Source organism: Pseudarthrobacter polychromogenes (genome assembly GCF_014644495.1).
Classification (GTDB): domain Bacteria; phylum Actinomycetota; class Actinomycetes; order Actinomycetales; family Micrococcaceae; genus Arthrobacter; species Arthrobacter polychromogenes.
On sequence record NZ_BMKU01000020.1, the window covers coordinates 1 to 18416 of the forward strand.

The 18416-nt window shown below is 61.1% G+C and carries 17 protein-coding genes; 6 read left to right on the forward strand and 11 right to left on the reverse strand.

All coding sequences use genetic code 11. The features are described from left to right. The first annotated feature begins 408 nt into the window (after positions 1-408). Both IEX43_RS19600 and IEX43_RS19605 read left to right on the forward strand, forming a co-directional pair. Positions 409-2094, forward strand: a complete 1686-nt coding sequence (locus IEX43_RS19600; RefSeq protein WP_188813864.1) for a nuclease-related domain-containing DEAD/DEAH box helicase — start codon at positions 409-411, stop codon at positions 2092-2094. 60 nt (positions 2095-2154) lie between these two features. After that, positions 2155-3576, forward strand: coding sequence for a hypothetical protein (locus tag IEX43_RS19605; protein ID WP_229666557.1), 1422 nt, complete (start codon positions 2155-2157; stop codon positions 3574-3576). Positions 3577-4008: 432 nt separating this feature from the next. Here the strand turns inward: IEX43_RS19605 and IEX43_RS19610 are convergent, their stop codons facing one another. The 7 genes from IEX43_RS19610 to IEX43_RS19635 all read right to left on the reverse strand — a co-directional run bounded on the left by IEX43_RS19610 (position 4009) and on the right by IEX43_RS19635 (position 10468). Further along, entirely contained in the window at positions 4009-4842 is an 834-nt protein-coding gene (locus tag IEX43_RS19610; protein WP_188813866.1) for an HNH endonuclease, read from the reverse strand. Next, positions 4839-6401 (reverse strand): AAA family ATPase, encoded by a 1563-nt coding sequence (locus tag IEX43_RS19615; protein ID WP_188813867.1) that lies wholly within the window; start codon positions 6399-6401, stop codon positions 4839-4841. Before IEX43_RS19615 ends, IEX43_RS19610 begins: the two co-directional genes overlap by 4 nt. Before the next feature lie 246 nt (positions 6402-6647). Beyond that, on the reverse strand, positions 6648-6947 hold the full coding sequence (locus tag IEX43_RS20390) for a hypothetical protein (RefSeq protein ID WP_229666558.1): 300 nt from the start codon (positions 6945-6947) through the stop codon (positions 6648-6650). Between the two features lie 13 nt (positions 6948-6960). After that, complete coding sequence (locus IEX43_RS20395) at positions 6961-7236, reverse strand: hypothetical protein (protein ID WP_229666559.1); 276 nt, start codon at positions 7234-7236, stop codon at positions 6961-6963. Between the two features lie 165 nt (positions 7237-7401). Further along, complete coding sequence (locus tag IEX43_RS19625; RefSeq protein WP_188813869.1) at positions 7402-8181, reverse strand: carbon-nitrogen hydrolase family protein; 780 nt, start codon at positions 8179-8181, stop codon at positions 7402-7404. A gap of 49 nt (positions 8182-8230) precedes the next feature. Next, entirely contained in the window at positions 8231-9580 is a 1350-nt protein-coding gene (locus IEX43_RS19630) for an APC family permease (protein WP_188813871.1), read from the reverse strand. 9 nt (positions 9581-9589) lie between these two features. Beyond that, positions 9590-10468 carry a carbon-nitrogen hydrolase family protein gene (locus IEX43_RS19635; protein WP_188813873.1) on the reverse strand — a complete coding sequence of 293 codons (879 nt, stop codon included), beginning with the start codon at positions 10466-10468 and terminating at the stop codon, positions 9590-9592. A 95-nt stretch (positions 10469-10563) separates the two neighbouring features. Between IEX43_RS19635 and IEX43_RS19640 the strand changes: the two genes are divergently transcribed. After that, the gene (locus IEX43_RS19640) at positions 10564-11331 is read left to right on the forward strand and encodes a FadR/GntR family transcriptional regulator (protein WP_188813875.1); all 768 of its coding nucleotides are present in this window, start codon (positions 10564-10566) and stop codon (positions 11329-11331) included. A 64-nt stretch (positions 11332-11395) separates the two neighbouring features. Next, the gene (locus IEX43_RS20400; protein ID WP_229666560.1) at positions 11396-12118 is read left to right on the forward strand and encodes a hypothetical protein; all 723 of its coding nucleotides are present in this window, start codon (positions 11396-11398) and stop codon (positions 12116-12118) included. A gap of 204 nt (positions 12119-12322) precedes the next feature. On the opposite strand, the gene IEX43_RS19650 is transcribed toward IEX43_RS20400, so the two are convergent. Then, positions 12323-12814, reverse strand: a complete 492-nt coding sequence (locus IEX43_RS19650; protein ID WP_188813877.1) for a hypothetical protein — start codon at positions 12812-12814, stop codon at positions 12323-12325. Positions 12815-13059: 245 nt separating this feature from the next. Beyond that, a complete protein-coding gene (locus IEX43_RS19655; protein WP_188813879.1) occupies positions 13060-13755 on the reverse strand; it encodes a response regulator in 696 nt (231 codons plus the stop codon). Positions 13756-14139: 384 nt separating this feature from the next. Here IEX43_RS19655 and IEX43_RS19660 point away from each other — a divergent pair, with 384 nt between their 5' ends. After that, complete coding sequence (locus IEX43_RS19660) at positions 14140-14769, forward strand: DUF4352 domain-containing protein (RefSeq protein WP_188813881.1); 630 nt, start codon at positions 14140-14142, stop codon at positions 14767-14769. A gap of 301 nt (positions 14770-15070) precedes the next feature. Here IEX43_RS19660 and IEX43_RS19665 read toward each other — a convergent pair whose 3' ends face one another. Continuing rightward, entirely contained in the window at positions 15071-16483 is a 1413-nt protein-coding gene (locus IEX43_RS19665) for an amino acid permease (RefSeq protein WP_188813883.1), read from the reverse strand. Positions 16484-16538: 55 nt separating this feature from the next. Beyond that, on the reverse strand, positions 16539-17636 hold the full coding sequence (gene hisC, locus IEX43_RS19670; protein ID WP_188813885.1) for a histidinol-phosphate transaminase: 1098 nt from the start codon (positions 17634-17636) through the stop codon (positions 16539-16541). A 93-nt stretch (positions 17637-17729) separates the two neighbouring features. Between hisC and IEX43_RS19675 the strand changes: the two genes are divergently transcribed. Next, positions 17730-18233 (forward strand): Lrp/AsnC family transcriptional regulator, encoded by a 504-nt coding sequence (locus IEX43_RS19675; RefSeq protein ID WP_188813887.1) that lies wholly within the window; start codon positions 17730-17732, stop codon positions 18231-18233. Positions 18234-18416 lie beyond the last annotated feature (183 nt).

Genomic DNA, 18416 nt, shown 5'->3' on the forward strand with positions numbered 1-18416 from the left:
GGCATGGTCAACATCCTTCCACGAGCACAAGCTCGCTAGGTCAAGGAGTCAACAAAACCGGGGGCAGTCCCCCCCCATACGCTTTCTCGCTCAGTTTCCTAATCCTAGTCCTGAGCCAGAGCCCTCCTCGTCAAGCTTTCCAAAACTAGGCGAATCGTAACGCGGCCACTACTCGAAACCTTGAATACAACGGGTGGGATAAGGCTCATGAAGGTAAGACTCCACCAGTGGGAGAACCAATCTCTGCGCTCCCCCCGTACATCTACCGAAGCTTGGCACCGTGCCCCTCGAGTGGACTGCCGGGACAACACGACCTACTCGCGGCCCTAGCACACTGCCAGATCGGGCAACTCCGCTAACGTTGGATGAGCGAAACCGGGAGTCCGGTTCAGGAGTGTGGGGGCGGTAATGCGGTGCATTCCGGAACAGCCGGAGTTCGGTGAGGGACAGCTGGCGGAAAAGGCTGTCTGGAGTGCCCTGAAGGACAGTCTCCCCGATGATTGCGCCCTGGCCCACTCGGTCCACGTCCGCGATGGCCGTAATGAATACGAGATTGACCTGCTGGTCCTTTGGCCGAATGTGGGTATGGCAACGATCGAGGTCAAGGGCGGCCAGATCACTATTGCCGAAGGACAGTGGTACCAGTCCGACCGGAACCAGAAGCGCAAGATCAAGAGCCCCGTCGCGCAGTCTCAGAGCTCGCTGCACGCCCTCAAAGACTGGCTTGAAACCCAACTCGGTTCCCGCATCAGCAGCCGCTGCGCCTACATGGTCAGCCTGGCCTATACCGACGTGCCTACCGACTGGATCATGGCAGGCTGCCCCCGCTCACTCATCCTCGACAGGACTGACAGCAAATCCCCCGCCGAACTCGTCCGCATGGCCATTGAGAACGAAGGCGGCGGCGCCGCCCCACTTGCCCCGGCTTTCCTCGAGCGCATCGTCCGCAAGCTCGGCGGAAACCTGGACACCGGCGTCGAAGCTTCCACCACCTTCGAGGAGGATGAGGCGGCACAGGAGCAACTCACCGAGCGGCAAGCGACGCTGCTCCAGGCCACCCGGTCACTCCCCCGCATCCGCTTCACCGGAGGCGCCGGCAGCGGAAAGACGTGGCTCGCCGTCGAAAAAGCCCGCATGCTCAGCAAGCAGGGCAAGCGCGTCGGCCTCTTCTGCTACAACAAGGGCCTGGGGCTGTACCTCCAGGACCGGGTGGCGGCCTGGCGGCAGGCAAAGCCTGTGTTCACCGGGGAATTCCACGAATATGTTCGAGGGCTCGGCGTTCCCGACGGGTCGGGGCAGGATTACTTCGACGTCGAGATGCCCCGCCTCCTGAAGGATCTGGCAGTCGGAATGGCGCCGCAAAAGCGGCTGGACGCTGTCATCGTCGATGAAGCGCAGGACTTCGCTCCTCTCTGGTGGGACGCGCTGCTCGCCTGCACCACCGATCCCGACTCTGGTGAGGTGTACGCCTTTATGGATGACCGGCAGGACGTCTACCAGCGGTGGGAAGGCGCGACGGCGGACCTCACCAATGGTCCGATGGCCACCTTGGTACCCATCCACATCGACGACAACCTGCGCAACACCCTTAGAATCGCCGACACATTCAAACCCTTCGCCGGTGACTACTTCAAGCCCCGCGGCAGCACCGGCCTGCCGGTGCGGTTCGTGGACTGCCCCACGGAAGATGCGCTTGATGTCGCAGAGGACTGCCTGAATACGCTGATCGACGAGGGCTGGGCGAATAACCAAATTGCCCTCCTCACCACCAAGGACCGGCACCCGATCCACCTCGACTACTTCGAGCGCGGCGCCACGGAGGAGTACTGGCGGGACTTCCACGCCAATGAGGGTGAGTTCTACGGCCATGTGCTGGGCTTCAAGGGCCTGGAACGGTCTGTCGTTGTCCTTTGCGTCAACGGATTCAAGGACGTGGGCCGGGCCCGAGAACAGCTCTACGTCGGACTGTCCCGTGCCCGTAGCCTGCTGGTGGTTGTGGGTGATTCGGGGTTGCTGGAGGAGGCAGGCGGGCGCGAGCTCAAGCTCGCGCTGTCGCGCAGCCAGGCGTGGAAGCCGGTGCCAAACGGCCGATAGTGACGGTGCTCACCCGCGAATCTGTCACTGGACATCACACAACAGCCAGCCAGGGCGACTTTGAATCGTCAACACGACACGGCGGCGGTCGATACGGTCATGCATTCTGATGTCCGTAATGGTGTAGCTACCATCGCTAGTAAAGGCTTTCATTTTCAGAGGGGACAAAGCGTGACCGGTGATAATCAGGACCTCGTGCCAGTGTGGGCGCTCTCTACGGAGCCGGTCAGCGTGACAAATGTGCTGGGCGAGGGAGAGATGACTCCGCCTCGACTCGCAGAACTAAGGACCGCCCTCGCAGCACTTGCCGCCTCGCCCGTTGCGACACTTGAGGCACATCCCATAACCACCCCACGTGATCGAAAGGGCGCTATTGCGCTGGGATCGGCCAGTCCCCTCGCACAACAGCTAGCTCAGCTCGTCTCTCAGACCACAAAAACGGCCCCCTCAAAGCTGAACATCGGAGCCAGCGGTGAGGTTCTCTACCGGATGGTTGTGCCGGCAAAGGTTGCCGCTCAGGTAGGAAGCGGACTCGTGCAGCCCATGGCTTCGAAGGCGATGGCGGGAGGCATCCACAGCGCTCTTCGCAGCTCGAGCGGCATTGCAGCACAGGCCACTTTTGTTCCAGTTGCCGGTCAGGCAGCAGTCGCGGGGGCAGCCACGGGATCGGCCGCAACCGCTGGTGTCGCGGTCGCTAGTGCGGGGGCGCTGACAGTTGCTGCGCCCCTCGTACTGATGGCGGTTGCCGTGGGCGTGAGCGCCCACGCCGAACACCAGCGACAGCAAGCGATTGAGCGGATTACTGACCTGCTGGAGCAGCTACACGACGATAAGCTAGAGCAGGAACGCAGCGAGCTTGGCGCTTGCCGTGACGCCATCGATAAAGCGACCTCCGTCCTTCTCGATCGGGGTCGGGTGGGCCTTTCCCTGGGCTTAGATTCCTCGTCTTATGCAATTAGCGTGGTCATCCACGCAACAGAACGCAGACTCAGTAAATGGCAGGATGCGCTGGCGGCGATCCCTGAGGGGCCGGTCGAGCTGGATCAGCTGACGAAGTCATTTCCCGGTATTAACGAGGAAGGCGGAACGTTTCGGGCCCACCTCGAGATCGCTCGGCTTGCTATTGCCCTGAAACGTCGCGTGCTGGTCCTCCAGGCGGTCGAGCACGCTCAACAGGACAGGGAGAACCCATTCAAGAGTTTCATCGGTGCACTACGTGACGACGAGCACCGTATCAATGAGTTGGAAGCTGGTATCAACGCGGTTCTTTCCCGGCTGTCGAATATAGAACTGAGGCGGGGAGGCGGTTTCCTAAACCTCATGGTCACTCAGGGAGAAGTGGACAACCTGCTAAAGGCGGCATACCGCCTGCGTGATTTTGGAACTGGCCTGAACGGAGGCAGCGGACAAGCTGACGTTGCAATAGAAATTGAACGGAACAAGGACGGATCGATCGTGGTGTTCCCGGCGGTCGCCGCCTAATGCACACAAGCACTCGGTCGAATCACTTCTGCTAGGCGGCGGGCACTACGACGAACATCTTCGTATGTATGGATGTGGACGCAGAGCTCGTTGAGGCTTAGTAATCACAAAGCCTTGTTGTGTTACTCGAAACCCTCGTACACTCTCCGTTTCGTGTTGTAACTTGCCTGTCATCTCGTAGGCACAAGATTTTCCGCCCGTCCGGCCTGCAAAAGATACACTTGCAGCTCCACGCCCGTAGGCTCTCGTAGCGGGCCCCGCGGGAACAGCGGGAAAAACTGCCGCGCCCGGTCGTTAATGCTCTTCCTGTTCCGGTCTGACTGATAGACGTGCTGAGCCCTTCTAGGACCGAGCTCTTGCTTTCCTAAGAGCCGGCCGATATCAGCGTGCGCGCTTCGTTGCTCTTGTGACAGCACGCTCGTGGCGACGAAGTTAACTCCCCCCGTCTTCACCAAGCCAAGGTATTTCATCGACGACGCTCAGCCATGCCCGGTAGGCCGCGTGCTTCCACCCGTTTATCCGATCAGCAGCAGCCGACTCCACGGCATCGGAGAGCACATCGTTCACATCATCCATTGTCCCAGCACGAAGGACTTTCTGAATCCCGAAAATAGCAGATCTGAACTCAGACGCTGCACAGACTGCGTACCGCTCGGCCAAGTTGCAGGAATCAAACGTAGCCACTACCGCGTTCTGCTGTTCATTGGACCAGCGGCCAGGGTGGCCCACAAAAAACTCTACGCTTTCAGGCAGACGTGGGTCGGAAACTTTAGCTTCGAGCCACAGTTCTTGGTCGATCCAACCGTCTAAATACAGGTTGACGCCGCCGGAGCTCTCCGTGCTTTTTGACAAGTTGCACGCGCTACAAGAGGGAACAAGATTCAGCGGCGTAACAGCGAGCCGTGGATGGGAAGATTTGGGGAGGCAATGGTCAAGAGTGTCAGCGATGGCGAGGTGACATATAGGGCATACTCGTCGTGGCGCTAATAAAATCAGACGATCATAAATTGGTCGAGCGGCAACAGCCTTGAGCAACCGGTTATCGTAAAGCCAGATCATATCTTTCTTCAGACCCTTAGTGAAAGGTTTTGAAGTGAAAGCTCGGTGCTCGCCAAGTGAACACGCATCTTCGAAATCTTTAACCTCTTCGAGCAGCCCCTGCTCGTATGATAAAAATCGCGGCTTGGCATCAAGTTTCCTGATGCCGCTCATGCAGGCTTGCAGAGTTACTACGGAATCATCGGCAGGCTTTTCAAGCAGAATCATTTATGCGACTGCCTGTCCTTGCTGATCATCAAAACTCGGAGGACTGACTTGGCCTCTTGCCCCAGACTCCCCTGAAATTCCGCAACCGCGAGATCATACGTAGAGCTCCTCGAAGCCACCTCTGCCAGCATTTCGTGATAGCCAGTTTGCTCAATCTCTAACATGAAAACCTCGCGGTTTAGAACCCCGAGGTTTTCCCCGAACGTCTCCAAACTCGGTCGATCAACGCGAAGCTCGGCCCCTGAGGCGCTGATCTTCCACACGCAACTACGGGGGACCTCTTGAAGAATCACGGGAGAATGCGTAGCTAGCACTGCCACGCCATTCCTATCCGCTAGCAGCCAAGATAAGGCACGTGTAAAGGCCGCGATCAAAGGAGGGTGTAGATGAGACTCTGGTTCATCTATTAACACCAAGGTCTTCTCTTCCACCAAATCGACAAGGCTTACGAGCGTGAGCAAGACAATTTTGTGTCCTGAGCTTAGGATGTCGAAGTTCAGCCGCTCTTTAATTCCATTTAGATCGGAGATTTGCATACCGGCCAGCCCCGGGTCGCGTTCTATGAAGCGAAAAACTTGAGTAAGTCTTTCCCGCTTGCCTTTTACGAGACACGCATTCAATCGTTGACTGAATACGCTTTTAAGTTCCTGAGGAGACATGCGGCGATCCTCCTCAGGGTGCTGGAGCCCCACATATTGGACACGCTTACGCGGGTCATTGGACACTGCTTGCATCTCATCGGAAAAGATATCGAAGGCACTAAAGCTAATCGACACAAGGCTAGTCAGTTGCTTGTGCATTGCAATGGAATTGTCCGAACGCCCAGAACCGTCCACGTCCGTTCTGCTCATTGACGCAGCAAGCCCCTTTAGCGCACGGGTTTTGCCCGCTCCGTTCGATCCAATTAGGACATGGACGTTCGTCGGCGGGTACGAGTCTGGATGAACCTCGAACTCTAAGTCTAAAACCGGCCTTTTTCGTGAGCGATCTTCCGGCCAACTATACCTAAGGCTGAAGAATTCCTTAGATACTCCTCCCTGGATGATCCGTCGGTACTGGTCTGTCACGACGGCGGTAGTTATAGATCGAAAAAGTGAGTTAGTAAAGACCTCCTCTTCGCCAAACTTGCTAATCGCTTCATCGTGAAACGTAACGTCGCGAATACTTATGAGCAGAGCACTCGCTCTTTCCCGACCAAGAATCTTGATCAAGTTTTCGTAGTACTCTCTATCCTGCCCGACCGAGAAATATTCATTCCCCAGGGCACTAAAATTATCGTCTATTTCCGTGAATAGGGTTCCAAAGACGCCCGGCTTCAACTTCATCCCCGCGCGACCGATCTTGACGTAACCAATCATGATTAGCTCGCCGCTTTTATCTCGGACGTACAACGAAAACTGAGTACCGAAGCCGTAATCATTCCATCTGTCACGAACAAGGTAGGCGGTATCGAAAGCGCCCAGAGGAATTTCAGACTCTTTTTTGCAAACCCGAAACTTCCACTTCATATGGCACGCCTTTTCTGCTGCTACGGATGTCTGGCTAAATGTGTAAACCATTACTCGAGTCTTGTGTGGTGCCAAAGTAGCATGATTGCGCGACATCTAAGGCGGCGGCGCTGAACATACGACTACAGAAGAACCCGGTCTACTGTCCGCGCCTCAGCTCCCGAAAACTATCAGTGTAGTGTCCGACCGCCCGGTGCCTCCGTTACTCCATCGCGCAACGCAGAGCCATGCCGTGGGGCCGTGTGAACTTATTGACACCGCTGACAACTCTGGCAAGTGCATCGGGTCCGCAGTCGATCAGTATGTCTCTAGTGCGTAGGTCCACGCCAGTAGGCACATCGAACCCGCGCTGTTGAGCAGGACCGGAAGGACCTTCTCGGGGAAAGCCAGCTCCAGCACCACCGTGACAACGCCGAAAGCGACGCTGGCCAGGACCGCAACCCACAGGGCCCGAGCCTTCGACACGGAAGCCATGGCAATCCCTGCAAAACCGCTCGGGGCGAAATCAGCACCCATGAAGCTAGCCAGGTCCGGCGACTGCACGCCCGGCAGCCAGCCGAAAAGCAGGGCGGCACCAATCAGCAGAAAATCCGACAATCGCCGCCACCTTCTACAGCGCAAACCAAAACTCGAACTCACCGAAATTCTTCGCGCTGGTCAGGTTCACCGCGGTGAGCACCACGATGAACACAAAGGCCATCCGCCACACAAGCAGGGCCGGGAAGATCGCGGCCAACAGCCCAGCCGCGCTCACTGCCTCGGCCGCGATCACCACCACCATCTGCATCCACCACAGCCAGAGCCCCCCCTGGCGCAAGCTACCGGCCCGTACGCCTTCGCGGGTGTAGACGGAGAAGACCCCGCTGTCCGGATTGGCCGAAGCCATCCCAGCGAGCGCTTACATCACCGAGCGAACTGCATACTGCCCTAATCAGGACTAAGCAACCGCCAGAACATTCCGATTCGACAACGGGCACTGCCGAATACCAGTGAGCTGTAGCGGATTGGGGAACGCGCTGCATCAAGCAGATGTTCTCGCGGCCACCAAGGACTACAGCCGCCGCTGCCGGAACATGGGGAACGACTCCCGCACCCGCTCCAACGTCTCCAGCGAAACCTCCACCGTTCGCACGCCAGGCTCCAGCCCAAGGTCCGCTTCCACAACACCCATCGGGTCTACGAGCACACTCCGCCCCACGGACACCGGCGGCGACTGGCACACCCCCGCCACATAGACGCTGTTCTCGATCGCGCGCGCCGCGTTCAGCGACAGCCACTGCTCCGTCTTGTGCTCGCCCGGCACCCAGGACGAGCAGACCAGCAGGACCTGCGCGCCGGCGTCGGCCAGCGACCTGGCCAGCTCCGGGAACCGCAGGTCGTAGCAGGTCATCAGCCCGAACCGCACTCCCCCGTGCTCGAACATCACCGGATCGGTGGACGGGCCGGGCTTGATGAACGTGGACTCCCCGAAGCCCTGCGCGTCGAAAAGGTGGATCTTCCGGTAGGAAGCCAGCCGGCCGCCGTCGGGCCCGAACGCCACCAGGGTGTTGTACGCCCGGCCCGGCTCGTCCGACGTTTCCACCACGCCCGCCACGAGCGCGATCCGGTGGCGGCGGGCAATGCAGGCGAGCTCCCGGCAGACGGTACCGTCCAGCGGCTCGGCCACCGCGGGGAACGTTGCGTCCACCTTCTTCTTCTCGTAGGTGGCGTACTCCGGAAAGGCGGCCAGCACGGCGCCGTCGCGCGCTGCCTCGGCGGCGAACCGGTCGATCGCGGCGAGGTTTGCCCGGATGTCGGCGCCCGACGCCAGCTGCCCCAGCGCAATCCTCACGACTGTTCCTTCCCTCAACCAACAGGCCAAGCTACCAAAGCTGTAGGGCTCAGGCGGCGGCCTCGACCGTCGCCTTCTCCGTGGCCGTCATCTCCGGCGGCGACGCCTTGAACCCGCGGGTGATCAGGGCCAGGACCAGCACGCCCAGCACCAGCCAGGACACCCCCAGCGTAATGGCGTTGCTGTCCAGCCGGGAGAGCAGGTAGGCGCAGATGAGGGCGCCGATCACCGGGACCACCACGTAGGACACCGGGTTCAGCTGCTGCCCGGCCCGGCGCTGGCGCACATAGTGGAACACCACCGAGGCGTTCACCAGCGTGAAGGCGGTGAAGGCACCGAAGTTGATGAACGACGTCGAGGTGGCCTCGTCCAGGAAGATCGCGATCAGGCCCACGATGCCGGTGACCACCAGGTTCGCCACCGGGGTGTGGAACTTCTCGCTGAGCCGGCCGAAGACCGCCTTGGGCAGGACGGAGTCGCGGCCCATGGCGTACAGCAGGCGGGAGGCGCTGGCCTGTGCGGCGAGGCCGGAGGCGAACTGCGCCACCACCAGGCCGGCCAGGAACACGGCGCCGAACAGCTGCCCGCCGATCTGCAGGGCGATGGAGCTGGCCGCGGAGGCCGCGTCCTCGAACACGCCGCCGGGGTGGACCAGCTGGGTCACGTAGGACACCGCCACGAAGATGCCGCCGCCGATCAGGGCCACGAGCATGATGGCGCGCGGCACGGTGCGGCGCGGGTTGATGGTTTCCTCGGTGAGGGTGGTGACGGCGTCGAACCCCAGGAACGAGTACGCGGCGATGGCCGCGCCGGCGGAGATGGTGGCGAAGCTGGCCGTGTCATTGAAGAACGGCTGCCCGCTGGCCAGTCCCCCCGTTCCGTTGGCGGAGACCACGCTGCCGATGGCCAGCGCCACGAAGAACACGAGGACCAGCAGCTGGAACGCCATCAGCACGTAGTTGGCCTTGTCCGCCACCTTGATGCCCAGGATGTTCAGCAGCGTGGTGATGACGATGAAGCCCACGATCCAGACGCCGATGGGGATGCCGGGGAACTGGGCGCTGAGGTAGGAGCCGCCGATCAGCCAGATGACCATGGGCAGGAAGAGGTAGTCCAGCAGCACGGCCCAGCCCACCAGGAACCCGACCCGGGGATCGATGGAGCGGCGGACGTAGGTGTAGGCGGAGCCGGCCACGGGGTAGGCGACGGCCATCCGGCCGTAGCTGTGCGCGGTGAACAGCATGGCCACCAGCGCCACCAGGTACGCGGCGGGCGCGGCGCCGCCGGTGGTCTCGGCGATGATGCCGAAGATCCCCAGGACGATGATCGGGGTCAGGTACGCCAGCCCGAACAGGACCAGCGAGGGCAGCTTCAGCGTGCGGGTGAGGGTTGTTGGCACGGTGTTTCCTTACGGTTTGTAGGACGGCGGTGTCCAGGTGGCCGGGTTGATCCGGCCTTGGTAGACGGAAAGTTCGACGGCGGGCTCCCCCTCGCGGAACTGCGACCAGGGGCGGTTGAGGTTCTCCGTGCCGTGCGTGCGGACGCGGTCGACGGCGGCCAGGTCCAGTTCCGCGGTGAGCAGCTGCGGCTGATCGTCCGGTGCTTCTGTAAGGGTGTTGCCCTCCGGGTCCACGATGATGCTTTTGCCCTGGCCGGTGGGGCCGGCGCAGTTGACGCTGACCATAAACACCTGGTTGACGATGGCGTTGGCCTTGGCGAGGATCAGTTCCTGTTTGCGGTCCGGGGTGGTGGTCTTGACGACGTTGAGGATCACGTCGGCGCCCATCCAGGCGAGCTGGCGGGACACCTCCGGGTACCAGGCGTCATAGCAGATGTTCAGGCCCACCCTGCCGATGCCGGGCAGGTCCACGGTGGTGAACCGGTCGCCGGGATCGTACGGCTCGAACGGGCGCCAGGGGAAGATCTTCCGGTAGTAGCCGGCCAGCTCCCCCTCCGGGGACAGGACCAGCTGGGTGTTGAACAGCTGCCCTTCCGGGCCACGTTCACAGACGCTGCCGGGGACCAGCCAGATGTTGAGGTCTTTGGCGAGCTGCTTGAGTTCTTTGACCCGCGGCCCGTCGAGTGGTTCGGCGGAGGCCTGGAGCATTTCGGTTCTTTGCAGGTCCGGGTCTTCGTCGCCGAAAAGGTGGAGCTCGGGGAAGACGACCAGCTTGCTGTGCGGCTGGGCTTCGAGGGCTTTCTTGACCTCGTCCGCGAAGGCCGAGACGGGTTCGCCGATGAGCCGCGGCCGGGCCTGGGCGGCGATGAGGGGAAGGGTGCGTTGCATGGGTTTGTCTCCGCGTTGGGGTGTGATCCGGGTTATATTAGATCAGAATGAACCAATAAAGGAAGGGGGGCGGCGTGGGCCGTAAAGTAGCGGATATGACCCGTCAGCTGGAGGACACCGCCGAGCCCCCGCGCATCGGCGCCGGCAGGATGCCCGGGACGGACCGGCGCAGCGCGATGGACGCCGTGCGGATGCGGATCGGGATGGCGATTTCGCTTGGTTTACTGAAGCCGGGCGAGCGGCTGCCGGACCAGGAGGACGTGGCCCTGGGTCTTTCGGTCAGCCCGATCACCGCACGCCGCGCATTGGCGAGCCTGGCGGAGCAGGGGGTGGTGGTGCGTCGTCGCGGCCGGGCCGGCGGGACGTTTGTGGCGGATTCGCCGCCGTCGGATGTGTTGGCGGAGCTCTCGGCGTCGCCGGCGGAGTCCCAGGCGGTGAACAGGCTGGTGGACCGGCGGCTGCTGTTTGAGTGCGCGGTGACGCACTATGCGGCGGTCAACGCCACTCCCGACCAGCTGGATGAGCTGGAGCGGCTGACGCGTGAGATGGCCGAGGCAACCGACTGGTCCGCGTACCATCAGGCCGACGAGCGGTTCCACCAACTGGTGGGGACGGCATCAGCAATGGGCACTGCCGTCGAGGTGTATCAGGAAACGCTCGTCGAGCTCTACGACTACTTCATCCCCTACCCCATCGAAAAGCTGCACAAGTCCAACCATGACCACATCGCGCTCGTGGCAGCCCTCCGCGCCGGCAAGGTTGAGGAGGCCGTGGAGGTCTCTCGGAAACACGTGGACATCCTGCACCGGACAATGTTTATGGGCCTGGCGGGTGGTGGCACCCAAGCCGCCGCGGATGACTAAACTGCCTAGTTCACTAGGCCGTTCCTTGTATTGCAAAGCTCCCTTGGTAAGGCAGGATGTCCACGTGGACGACTATTCAGTCAGCGCTGAAGAAGCTGCAGCCATTCTCGGGATCAGCGCGAAGACGCTACGGCAAACGCTGCGTAACCAACGCCCTGCAGGTGCTCGACAGGTTCCTCCCCAACATGGAGGCAATTGGTTCCTCAAGCCGAGCTACGTCGAGCAACTCGCAACGCAACGCGGACGGCGTATTCCTAATCTCTCGGCACTTTCAAGTGACCGAGTAACTTCAGCCCATCTGCCTGGAGTCGAAAGGCCTAGTCCCAAGCCTGCCGTCGCCCGTGCAGTAGCCGACCCAACTCATGGCACCTGGTCGCAATGGATTCCCTTTAGTGATGCCCTCAAAGTGGCTCCGCGCTTTCCTGGCGTATACATGTTCCGCATCGCGGCGGAACCTCATCGCGGCCCTGTGTACGTCGGTATGGCTGGAGAACGGAAGGGCAACGGACTCCGTGGCCGGCTGACAATCTATGCAAGCGGCAAGGGAGCCGGCTCCGGCTTGGGAGAACATGCTTTTGATAGGGCATTGGAAGATCCGACGTGGCTCCAAGCACGGCTGGACGAAGCACTTGCAGGCACTCCCATGAGGGCGAAGGCGGCTGCGCGTTCAGCAATTGACCATGCAGGACTGGAAGTTCGCTGGCAGACGTTCGAGACTAGAGCCCAGGCCCTTCAGGTGGAAGCTCAACTAATCAACGAATACAGGCATCAGCTCTGGAACCGCTGACTTATCGCTGCCTTCAGCCAATAAAGACGGCGACGCTGATGCACCCTCTGCGGTTAGATCATCGACAAGGCGATTTACTGGCTCCCCATGCGCTTTATAGCGGCTGCCCAGGAATTTCAGAGGGCTTTTACTTCACTGGATTTGAACTGAAGCAGACCTTGCCGGCGATAGTTCTTAAATGGTCATGAAGCGGTACTTTGGAACTCACATTCGTTCGACTGCCGCTCTAACGCGTTCAACATACTGCTGGCATTGAAGTTTGAAATGCCGTTCAAATTGACTGAACTGGCCCACGGCTTCGCCCGGCAGCGTGAAGTACTGACCACGTTCAAGAACGGTCGTGCCCTCGTCCGCGTCATACAAGAAGTCGCGGCTTCGGGCGGATGAATCTGGATCCCCGATGGTACGGGTCACTGCTAGTTCGTATGGAATCACGTGCTCCACCTCGATAGCAGCAAGGTGCTCGATTCCGTCCCGGATATAGATAAAAACTTGGATTTCACCTGCTCCTTCAACACCCGGGGCGCTAAAGCCCCTCACCACCTGAGGATCGACAAGAACACTGCTTTCAGCAGGTTTGATGAAGTTCCAGACCTCTTGTCGTGTGGCGTTTATATTGGTGGACGCGGACACATAATGGACAGATGCGGCAACTGGTGCAGGCGCTGGCTGTCGGCGATCAAACCAAGGGCTCATGGAGTGAGCATTACAGCGAAACTACTTTCCCGCAAACCACAGCATCGCGGCCAGTGCTACCACCTTTGGAGGAAGCGAAATGAGGGCTCTGCTACCTCGCCAGAGTGAAATAGCGGGAACTCGGGCCTGAGCGGACTACATTGAGGCTGTTCTCCCACCGGGGAATTAGATCGACGGTGGTGTCGTTCAGAAACATTAGCTGCGGCTTCAACATGATCCCGTGACTCCGGAGGGTCGCCGCACCACTACCGCTCAGCCGGACGAGAGCTTAGAGTCCCTACCACCATCAAAATTAACTCTTGTGGGCGGTTCGTGGCCCCTAGGGCACCATGATCACGGGCCTCTTGGATATGCTCCGCTAGGCGAGATCCCGCGTAGATGAGAAACGGCGTCTGATTACCAGACGCCCGCAATTTGTCCAGCAACGTGTAACCGGCTCGACGGTCTGGCGGGCGGCCCATATCGGAGATTATTAAGTCGTATGACTGCTGCCGCAGTAGCGCAAGGGCTTGATCCGTCGATTCTGCCAAATCTATCCTGACTTCCAAGGCTTCCAGCGCCTGGCGCTCATAGACGTTGTTTTCAGGTCGGTCATCCACCCAGAGGACAACTGAACCTTCTAGATGCTTCTGAGTGCGTTCATCCGGAAGCGCCTGAGCAAGCGCATCGGCAACTCGAGCTGGGCTTGTTGCTGCCTCAGGCGTCTGCCCCGCAGCCTGCTTGGCTGTTGCGGCACCAAGAGCCACCGCAGCTTCTACTTGCTTGCGCTGAAATGAAGCCTCCAACCCGGCCGCTTTGAGGGTCACGTCATCAGACTTCAAGAGCTTACGGAACTCGGACTTGAACATAATGAGAAGAACGAGCACAAGCACCGGCCAAAGTACCGCACCCAGCAAGGCAGCTACGGAGCTCAATACGCCGCTCATCTGTTCGGGTGTCATATGGCCTCCAAAGAAGGAATAGCAGTAGGGGCCCCGGTTAAGCCAAGGTAGCTCACGAATCAATTCGAATTAGAGCACATACTTACAACACGTTTCCGGCTGTGGCAATGGGCTGCCTGTTGAAGGCCACCTTCACGGTCTGTAAGGGAGCAACTTAAGCATTGGAGGGCGTCACCGACGCGCGTAGCGAAGCCACACCTTAACACTCACATCTGTGAAGGCCCGCACCCCGTTAGGGGCGCAAGCTGGGCAACTCCCCAGAAAAACCCCTAACCACCTAATTAATCAAACTTTTCGGCCGCCGTGCTCCAACCCTCTTAGGTTTGGCGCACAATATTGGCAGCGGCAAAATACGCGTTAGAAACCTTTTGTAGGGGTACCTCAATGAAATCTTCATCGTTGAAGACAGCAGCAGTAGTCACTCTTCTTACTGCAAGCTTTGGGCTAACCAGTTGTGGGAACGGTAACAGCAAGGCCGGGAGTGATGTAGCGGCACCTTCGGCGGAAGCAGTGACGCCAGCGACTCAGACTCCTGCCAAAGACGCCGCCAAGAAATCGACCCGCGGCAACATAGTCATGGCACCCGGCGATGTTGGAACCGTTAGCTCAACAACTAGCGATGGTAAAGAGGTGGACGCAACCAAGTTCACAGTGAACTCGATTGCCCCAGGGACTTGCGATCAGCAGTACGCTCAACCCCCAGAGAACGGTCACATCGTTTTTGTTGATGTCACCATCGAGACACTGCCGGAACTGGCTGAAACTCCGTTCCCAACCTTCGGCTTGTCTGCCTACGATTTCAAGTTCGTGTCCAACAATGGGACGACATTTAATGGAAGCCTTTCTACGATAGCAAGCGGATATGGCTGTATCGACGATGCCCGCACACTGCCGTCTGCCGGGATTGGACCCGGGGAGAAGGCCACCGGCATCGTCGTTTTAGACGTTCCCGAACCAGCCGGAATCCTCATCATGAAATCGATGTTCGGCAGTGGCTTTGAGTACACGTTCTAGTTACATATGAACGGCTCGGCCTATAAGCGGGTCCGGCATCAGTCGGGAGTGATGAACTGACTCGTGCCCGGGCAGATTGTAAGTTGTCCTCACGAGACCCGTGGCTTATGGCGCTGCATACCGTCACGAGCCAGGGATGGCCACCAACGCGTGTTCGGCAGAACGACCGCCCGCCCTCCATCCCATGACGTGAACGCGGGCAATGCATTGCGAGTGCAGGCCGCAAGCGGGCCGAGGGGGCGCCGGGCAAAGCCGGCGCTCCCCTCGGACGTGAACCCGCCAAGGGGGCTCACGCCGTGGTTCAGTCGATAAGCACCGGCTGCTTCTCACCGTCCGAAGACTTCACACTCTGCGCAGCGTCCCGTTTCCGGTGGTTCAGCCAGTTAGCCACAGCCAGCAGCGCCACGAGTCCGAACGTGCTCAGCAGCTGGGGACGGGAATCCTCACCGATGAAGCCCACGGTGAAGATCGCCGCGAGGATGACCAGGCCGAAAACTGTGAGCCACGGGAAGCCCGGCATCCGCAGCGGAAGCTCCGTCCCCTCGCGGTCGGCGCGGAGGCGCAGCGCGAGCTGGGCGAGGAGCGCGGATGTCCACACCAGCAGGCAGGTTGATCCCACGATATTGAGCAGGACGCCAAGGACCATCTCGGGGAACGCCAGTTCCAGCACCACCGTGACAACACCGAAGGCGACGCTGGCCAGCACGGCAATAACCGGAACCCTGGCCTTGGACACGGAAGCAAGCAACCGTGGTGCTTCTCCCCGCTCCGCGAGGGAGTACGCCATCCGCGAGGCACCGTAAAGGTTGGCGTTGAGCGCGGACAGCAGCGCTGCGACGGCCACCAGGGTGATGGCAGTGGCCGCACCGGGCATGCCGGCCGCGTCCAGCACCGCGGCGAACGGGCTCTTCAGCCCCTCCGAACCGACAGGAACCACAGCAGCAATAATGAAAATCGCACCGATGTAGAACACCAGGATGCGCCACAGCACGGTGCGGACTGCCTTCTTTACGCTCCGGGCCGGCTCAGCGGTCTCAGCTGCCGCCACGGACACAATCTCGGTGCCGCCGAACGCGAACGCCACCACAAACAGTGCCGTGGCTATACCGGCGAAACCGCTCGGCGCGAAGCCCTCGCCCATGAAGTTGGCCAGGCCCGGCGACTGCACGCCCGGTACCAAGCCGAAGAGCAGTGCGAAGCCCACCAGCAGGAACGCGACGATGGCCGCCACCTTCAGCAGGGCGAACCAGAACTCGAACTCGCCGAAGTTCTTCACGCTGGTCAGGTTCACGGCGGTGAGCACCACAATGAACACGAAGGCCATCAGCCACACCGGCAGCGCGGGGAAGATGGTGGCCAACAGGCCGGCCGCCCCGAGCGCCTCGGCCGCGATGACCACCACCAGCTGGATCCACCACAGCCAGCCCACCGTGGCGCCGGCCACGGGACCGTAGGCCTTGGCGGTATATACGGAGAAGGCGCCGCTATCCGGGTTGGCGGCTGCCATCTCGCCGAGCGCCCACATCACCAGGATGATGAGCGTGCCGGCCACGAGGTAAGAGAGCAGCACCGCCGGGCCGGCCGCCTGGATGCCGGCACCGGAGCCGATGAAGAGGCCGGCGCCGATGGCGCTGCCGAGACCCATCATCGTGAGCTGGCGCGGTTTGAGGGCCGCGCCGAGGGCGCGGGCAGACGTCTTTGTCTGGAGTTCCATGAGGATTCCTCTGATGTGTTGGTGGAACAGGTTGGGGTTGAGGATCAGTTAAGTTTCAGGCCGCGTGGGCTTCAAGAAGCCGGAGCACGCGGTCGTTGGAGGTGGGGTCGGCAACGGTGATCCGCACGCCGTCCCCCTGGTACGCCCGGACCATGATGCCCGCGACATTGAACGCCTCCACCAGCGTCGCCAGGAGGACCTCATCGGCACGGATCCACAGGAAGTTGCCCTGGCTCGGCTGCAGCTTCCAGCCCTGGGCTTCAAGCTCCGCGGCAATCCGGACCCGCTCCTGCTTGACGGCGGCCACCCGCTCTGCCATCTCCTCCCCGGCATCCAGCGACGCGACGGCCGCCTTCTGCGCCAGCGCGCTCACGGCGAAGGGCAGGGCGGTCCGGCGCAGCCCCTCGGCGATGGCCGGTGCGGCCAGTGCGTAGCCTACGCGCAGGCCGGCGAGTCCGTACGCCTTGGAGAAGGTGCGCAGAATGCAGACGTTCGGGTACTGGCGGTAGAGCGCCAGGGAGTCGGGGCCACTGCCCGCTTCGGCATATTCCACGTAAGCCTCATCGATCACCACCAGGATGTCCGAGCGGACAGCGCGCAGGAAGGCCTCAATGCGGTCGTGGCTGATCGGCACGCCGGTGGGGTTGTTGGGCGTGCACAGCAGAATGACCTTGGTCCGCTCGGTGACAGCCGCGGCCATGGCACTGAGGTCGTGGCCCTCAAGGTGGTCCAGCGGGATGCGGACCGGCCGGGCGCCCGCCAGCTCCACCAGGATGGGGTAGGCCTCGAAAGAACGCCACGCGAAAATCACTTCGTCCCCGGCGTCGCACAGTCCGGTGATGATTTGCTGGAGGACGCCCACGCTGCCGGGCCCCACCGCCACCTCATTGGGAGTGACGCCCAGGTGCCGGGCAATCCGTTCGCGGAGTTCGACGGCGGCCATGTCCGGGTAGCGGTTCATCTTGCCCGCCGCCTCGGCCACCGCAGTGATGGCTGCGGGCAGCGGCTCGTAATGGCTTTCGTTGCTGGCGAGGGCTGCAATGTCCGCGCCGGCGCTGCGCCGGCCCGGGACGTAGGACGGAAGGCCGGTGACGGCGCCACGCAGGGCGGGCAGCACGGTGGCGGGAGCGGCCAGGAGTTGTTCAGCAGTCATGAGGACTGACTATGGAAGTGACCCGGCCCACATTGCAAGATACGCTCTAGCCAGTGGGACTTCTGCTCAACTACTGGTACTTGTGGTGAAAATATGACCATCGCGAACTCACGCACCCTCGATTCGCTCGACGGCCGCATCATCCTTGCCCTCGACAAGGACCCCGAAGCCAGCGCCCTGGCACTCTCCCGGACACTCGGCGTCGCACGCAACACCGTCCACGCCCGGCTGGCAAGGCTGGAGCGCAGCGGCGCCCTCCGCTCCTTTAGCCGCAGGCTGGACCCCGCCGCACTCGGCTACGAACTGATGGCCTTCCTCTCGCTGGAAATCAGCCAGACGCGGTTCGGCTCGGTGGAAAGCGGGCTCGCCGCCATCCCGGAGGTCATCGAGGTGCACGCCACCACCGGGGACGCCGACCTCATGGCCAAGGTAGTGGCCCGCGGCACCGCCGACCTCTACCGCATCACCAACCAGATCCTGGAGATCGACGGGATCCAGCGGACCAGCACCGCCATCTCCGTCATGGAACTCATGCCGCCACGCTACGACGGGCTCATCAGCCGGCTGTCCGAACAGGAATCCCGCACGTCGGAGTAAGCGCCCCACAGGCACACCATAAGCAGCGAACGCCGTTGCTCGGAGCCGCATTTCCAAGTCGGTGGGGCGCGCCCTGATAGACCGGTTCCTGCTTGCGTATACCGTTCTATGGGGACCAAAGGCCGCGACCCATTGTGGCCGTTCCACGCCACTGAATTCCGAAGGCGTTTCGCCGTCGAACAA

Bases quoted from the DNA above. Each gene is read 5' to 3' on its own strand.
- IEX43_RS19600 (WP_188813864.1), top strand. From the start codon at position 409: ATGCGGTGCATTCCGGAACAGCCGGAGTTCGGTGAGGGACAGCTGGCG.
- IEX43_RS19610 (WP_188813866.1), bottom strand. From the start codon at position 4,842: ATGATTCTGCTTGAAAAGCCTGCCGATGATTCCGTAGTAACTCTGCAA.
- IEX43_RS19615 (WP_188813867.1), bottom strand. From the start codon at position 6,401: ATGGTTTACACATTTAGCCAGACATCCGTAGCAGCAGAAAAGGCGTGC.
- IEX43_RS20395 (WP_229666559.1), bottom strand. From the start codon at position 7,236: ATGGCTTCGGCCAATCCGGACAGCGGGGTCTTCTCCGTCTACACCCGC.
- IEX43_RS19635 (WP_188813873.1), bottom strand. From the start codon at position 10,468: ATGCAACGCACCCTTCCCCTCATCGCCGCCCAGGCCCGGCCGCGGCTC.
- IEX43_RS19640 (WP_188813875.1), top strand. From the start codon at position 10,564: ATGACCCGTCAGCTGGAGGACACCGCCGAGCCCCCGCGCATCGGCGCC.
- IEX43_RS19650 (WP_188813877.1), bottom strand. From the start codon at position 12,814: ATGAGCCCTTGGTTTGATCGCCGACAGCCAGCGCCTGCACCAGTTGCC.
- IEX43_RS19655 (WP_188813879.1), bottom strand. From the start codon at position 13,755: ATGACACCCGAACAGATGAGCGGCGTATTGAGCTCCGTAGCTGCCTTG.
- IEX43_RS19660 (WP_188813881.1), top strand. From the start codon at position 14,140: ATGAAATCTTCATCGTTGAAGACAGCAGCAGTAGTCACTCTTCTTACT.
- IEX43_RS19665 (WP_188813883.1), bottom strand. From the start codon at position 16,483: ATGGAACTCCAGACAAAGACGTCTGCCCGCGCCCTCGGCGCGGCCCTC.
- hisC (WP_188813885.1), bottom strand. From the start codon at position 17,636: ATGACTGCTGAACAACTCCTGGCCGCTCCCGCCACCGTGCTGCCCGCC.
- IEX43_RS19675 (WP_188813887.1), top strand. From the start codon at position 17,730: ATGACCATCGCGAACTCACGCACCCTCGATTCGCTCGACGGCCGCATC.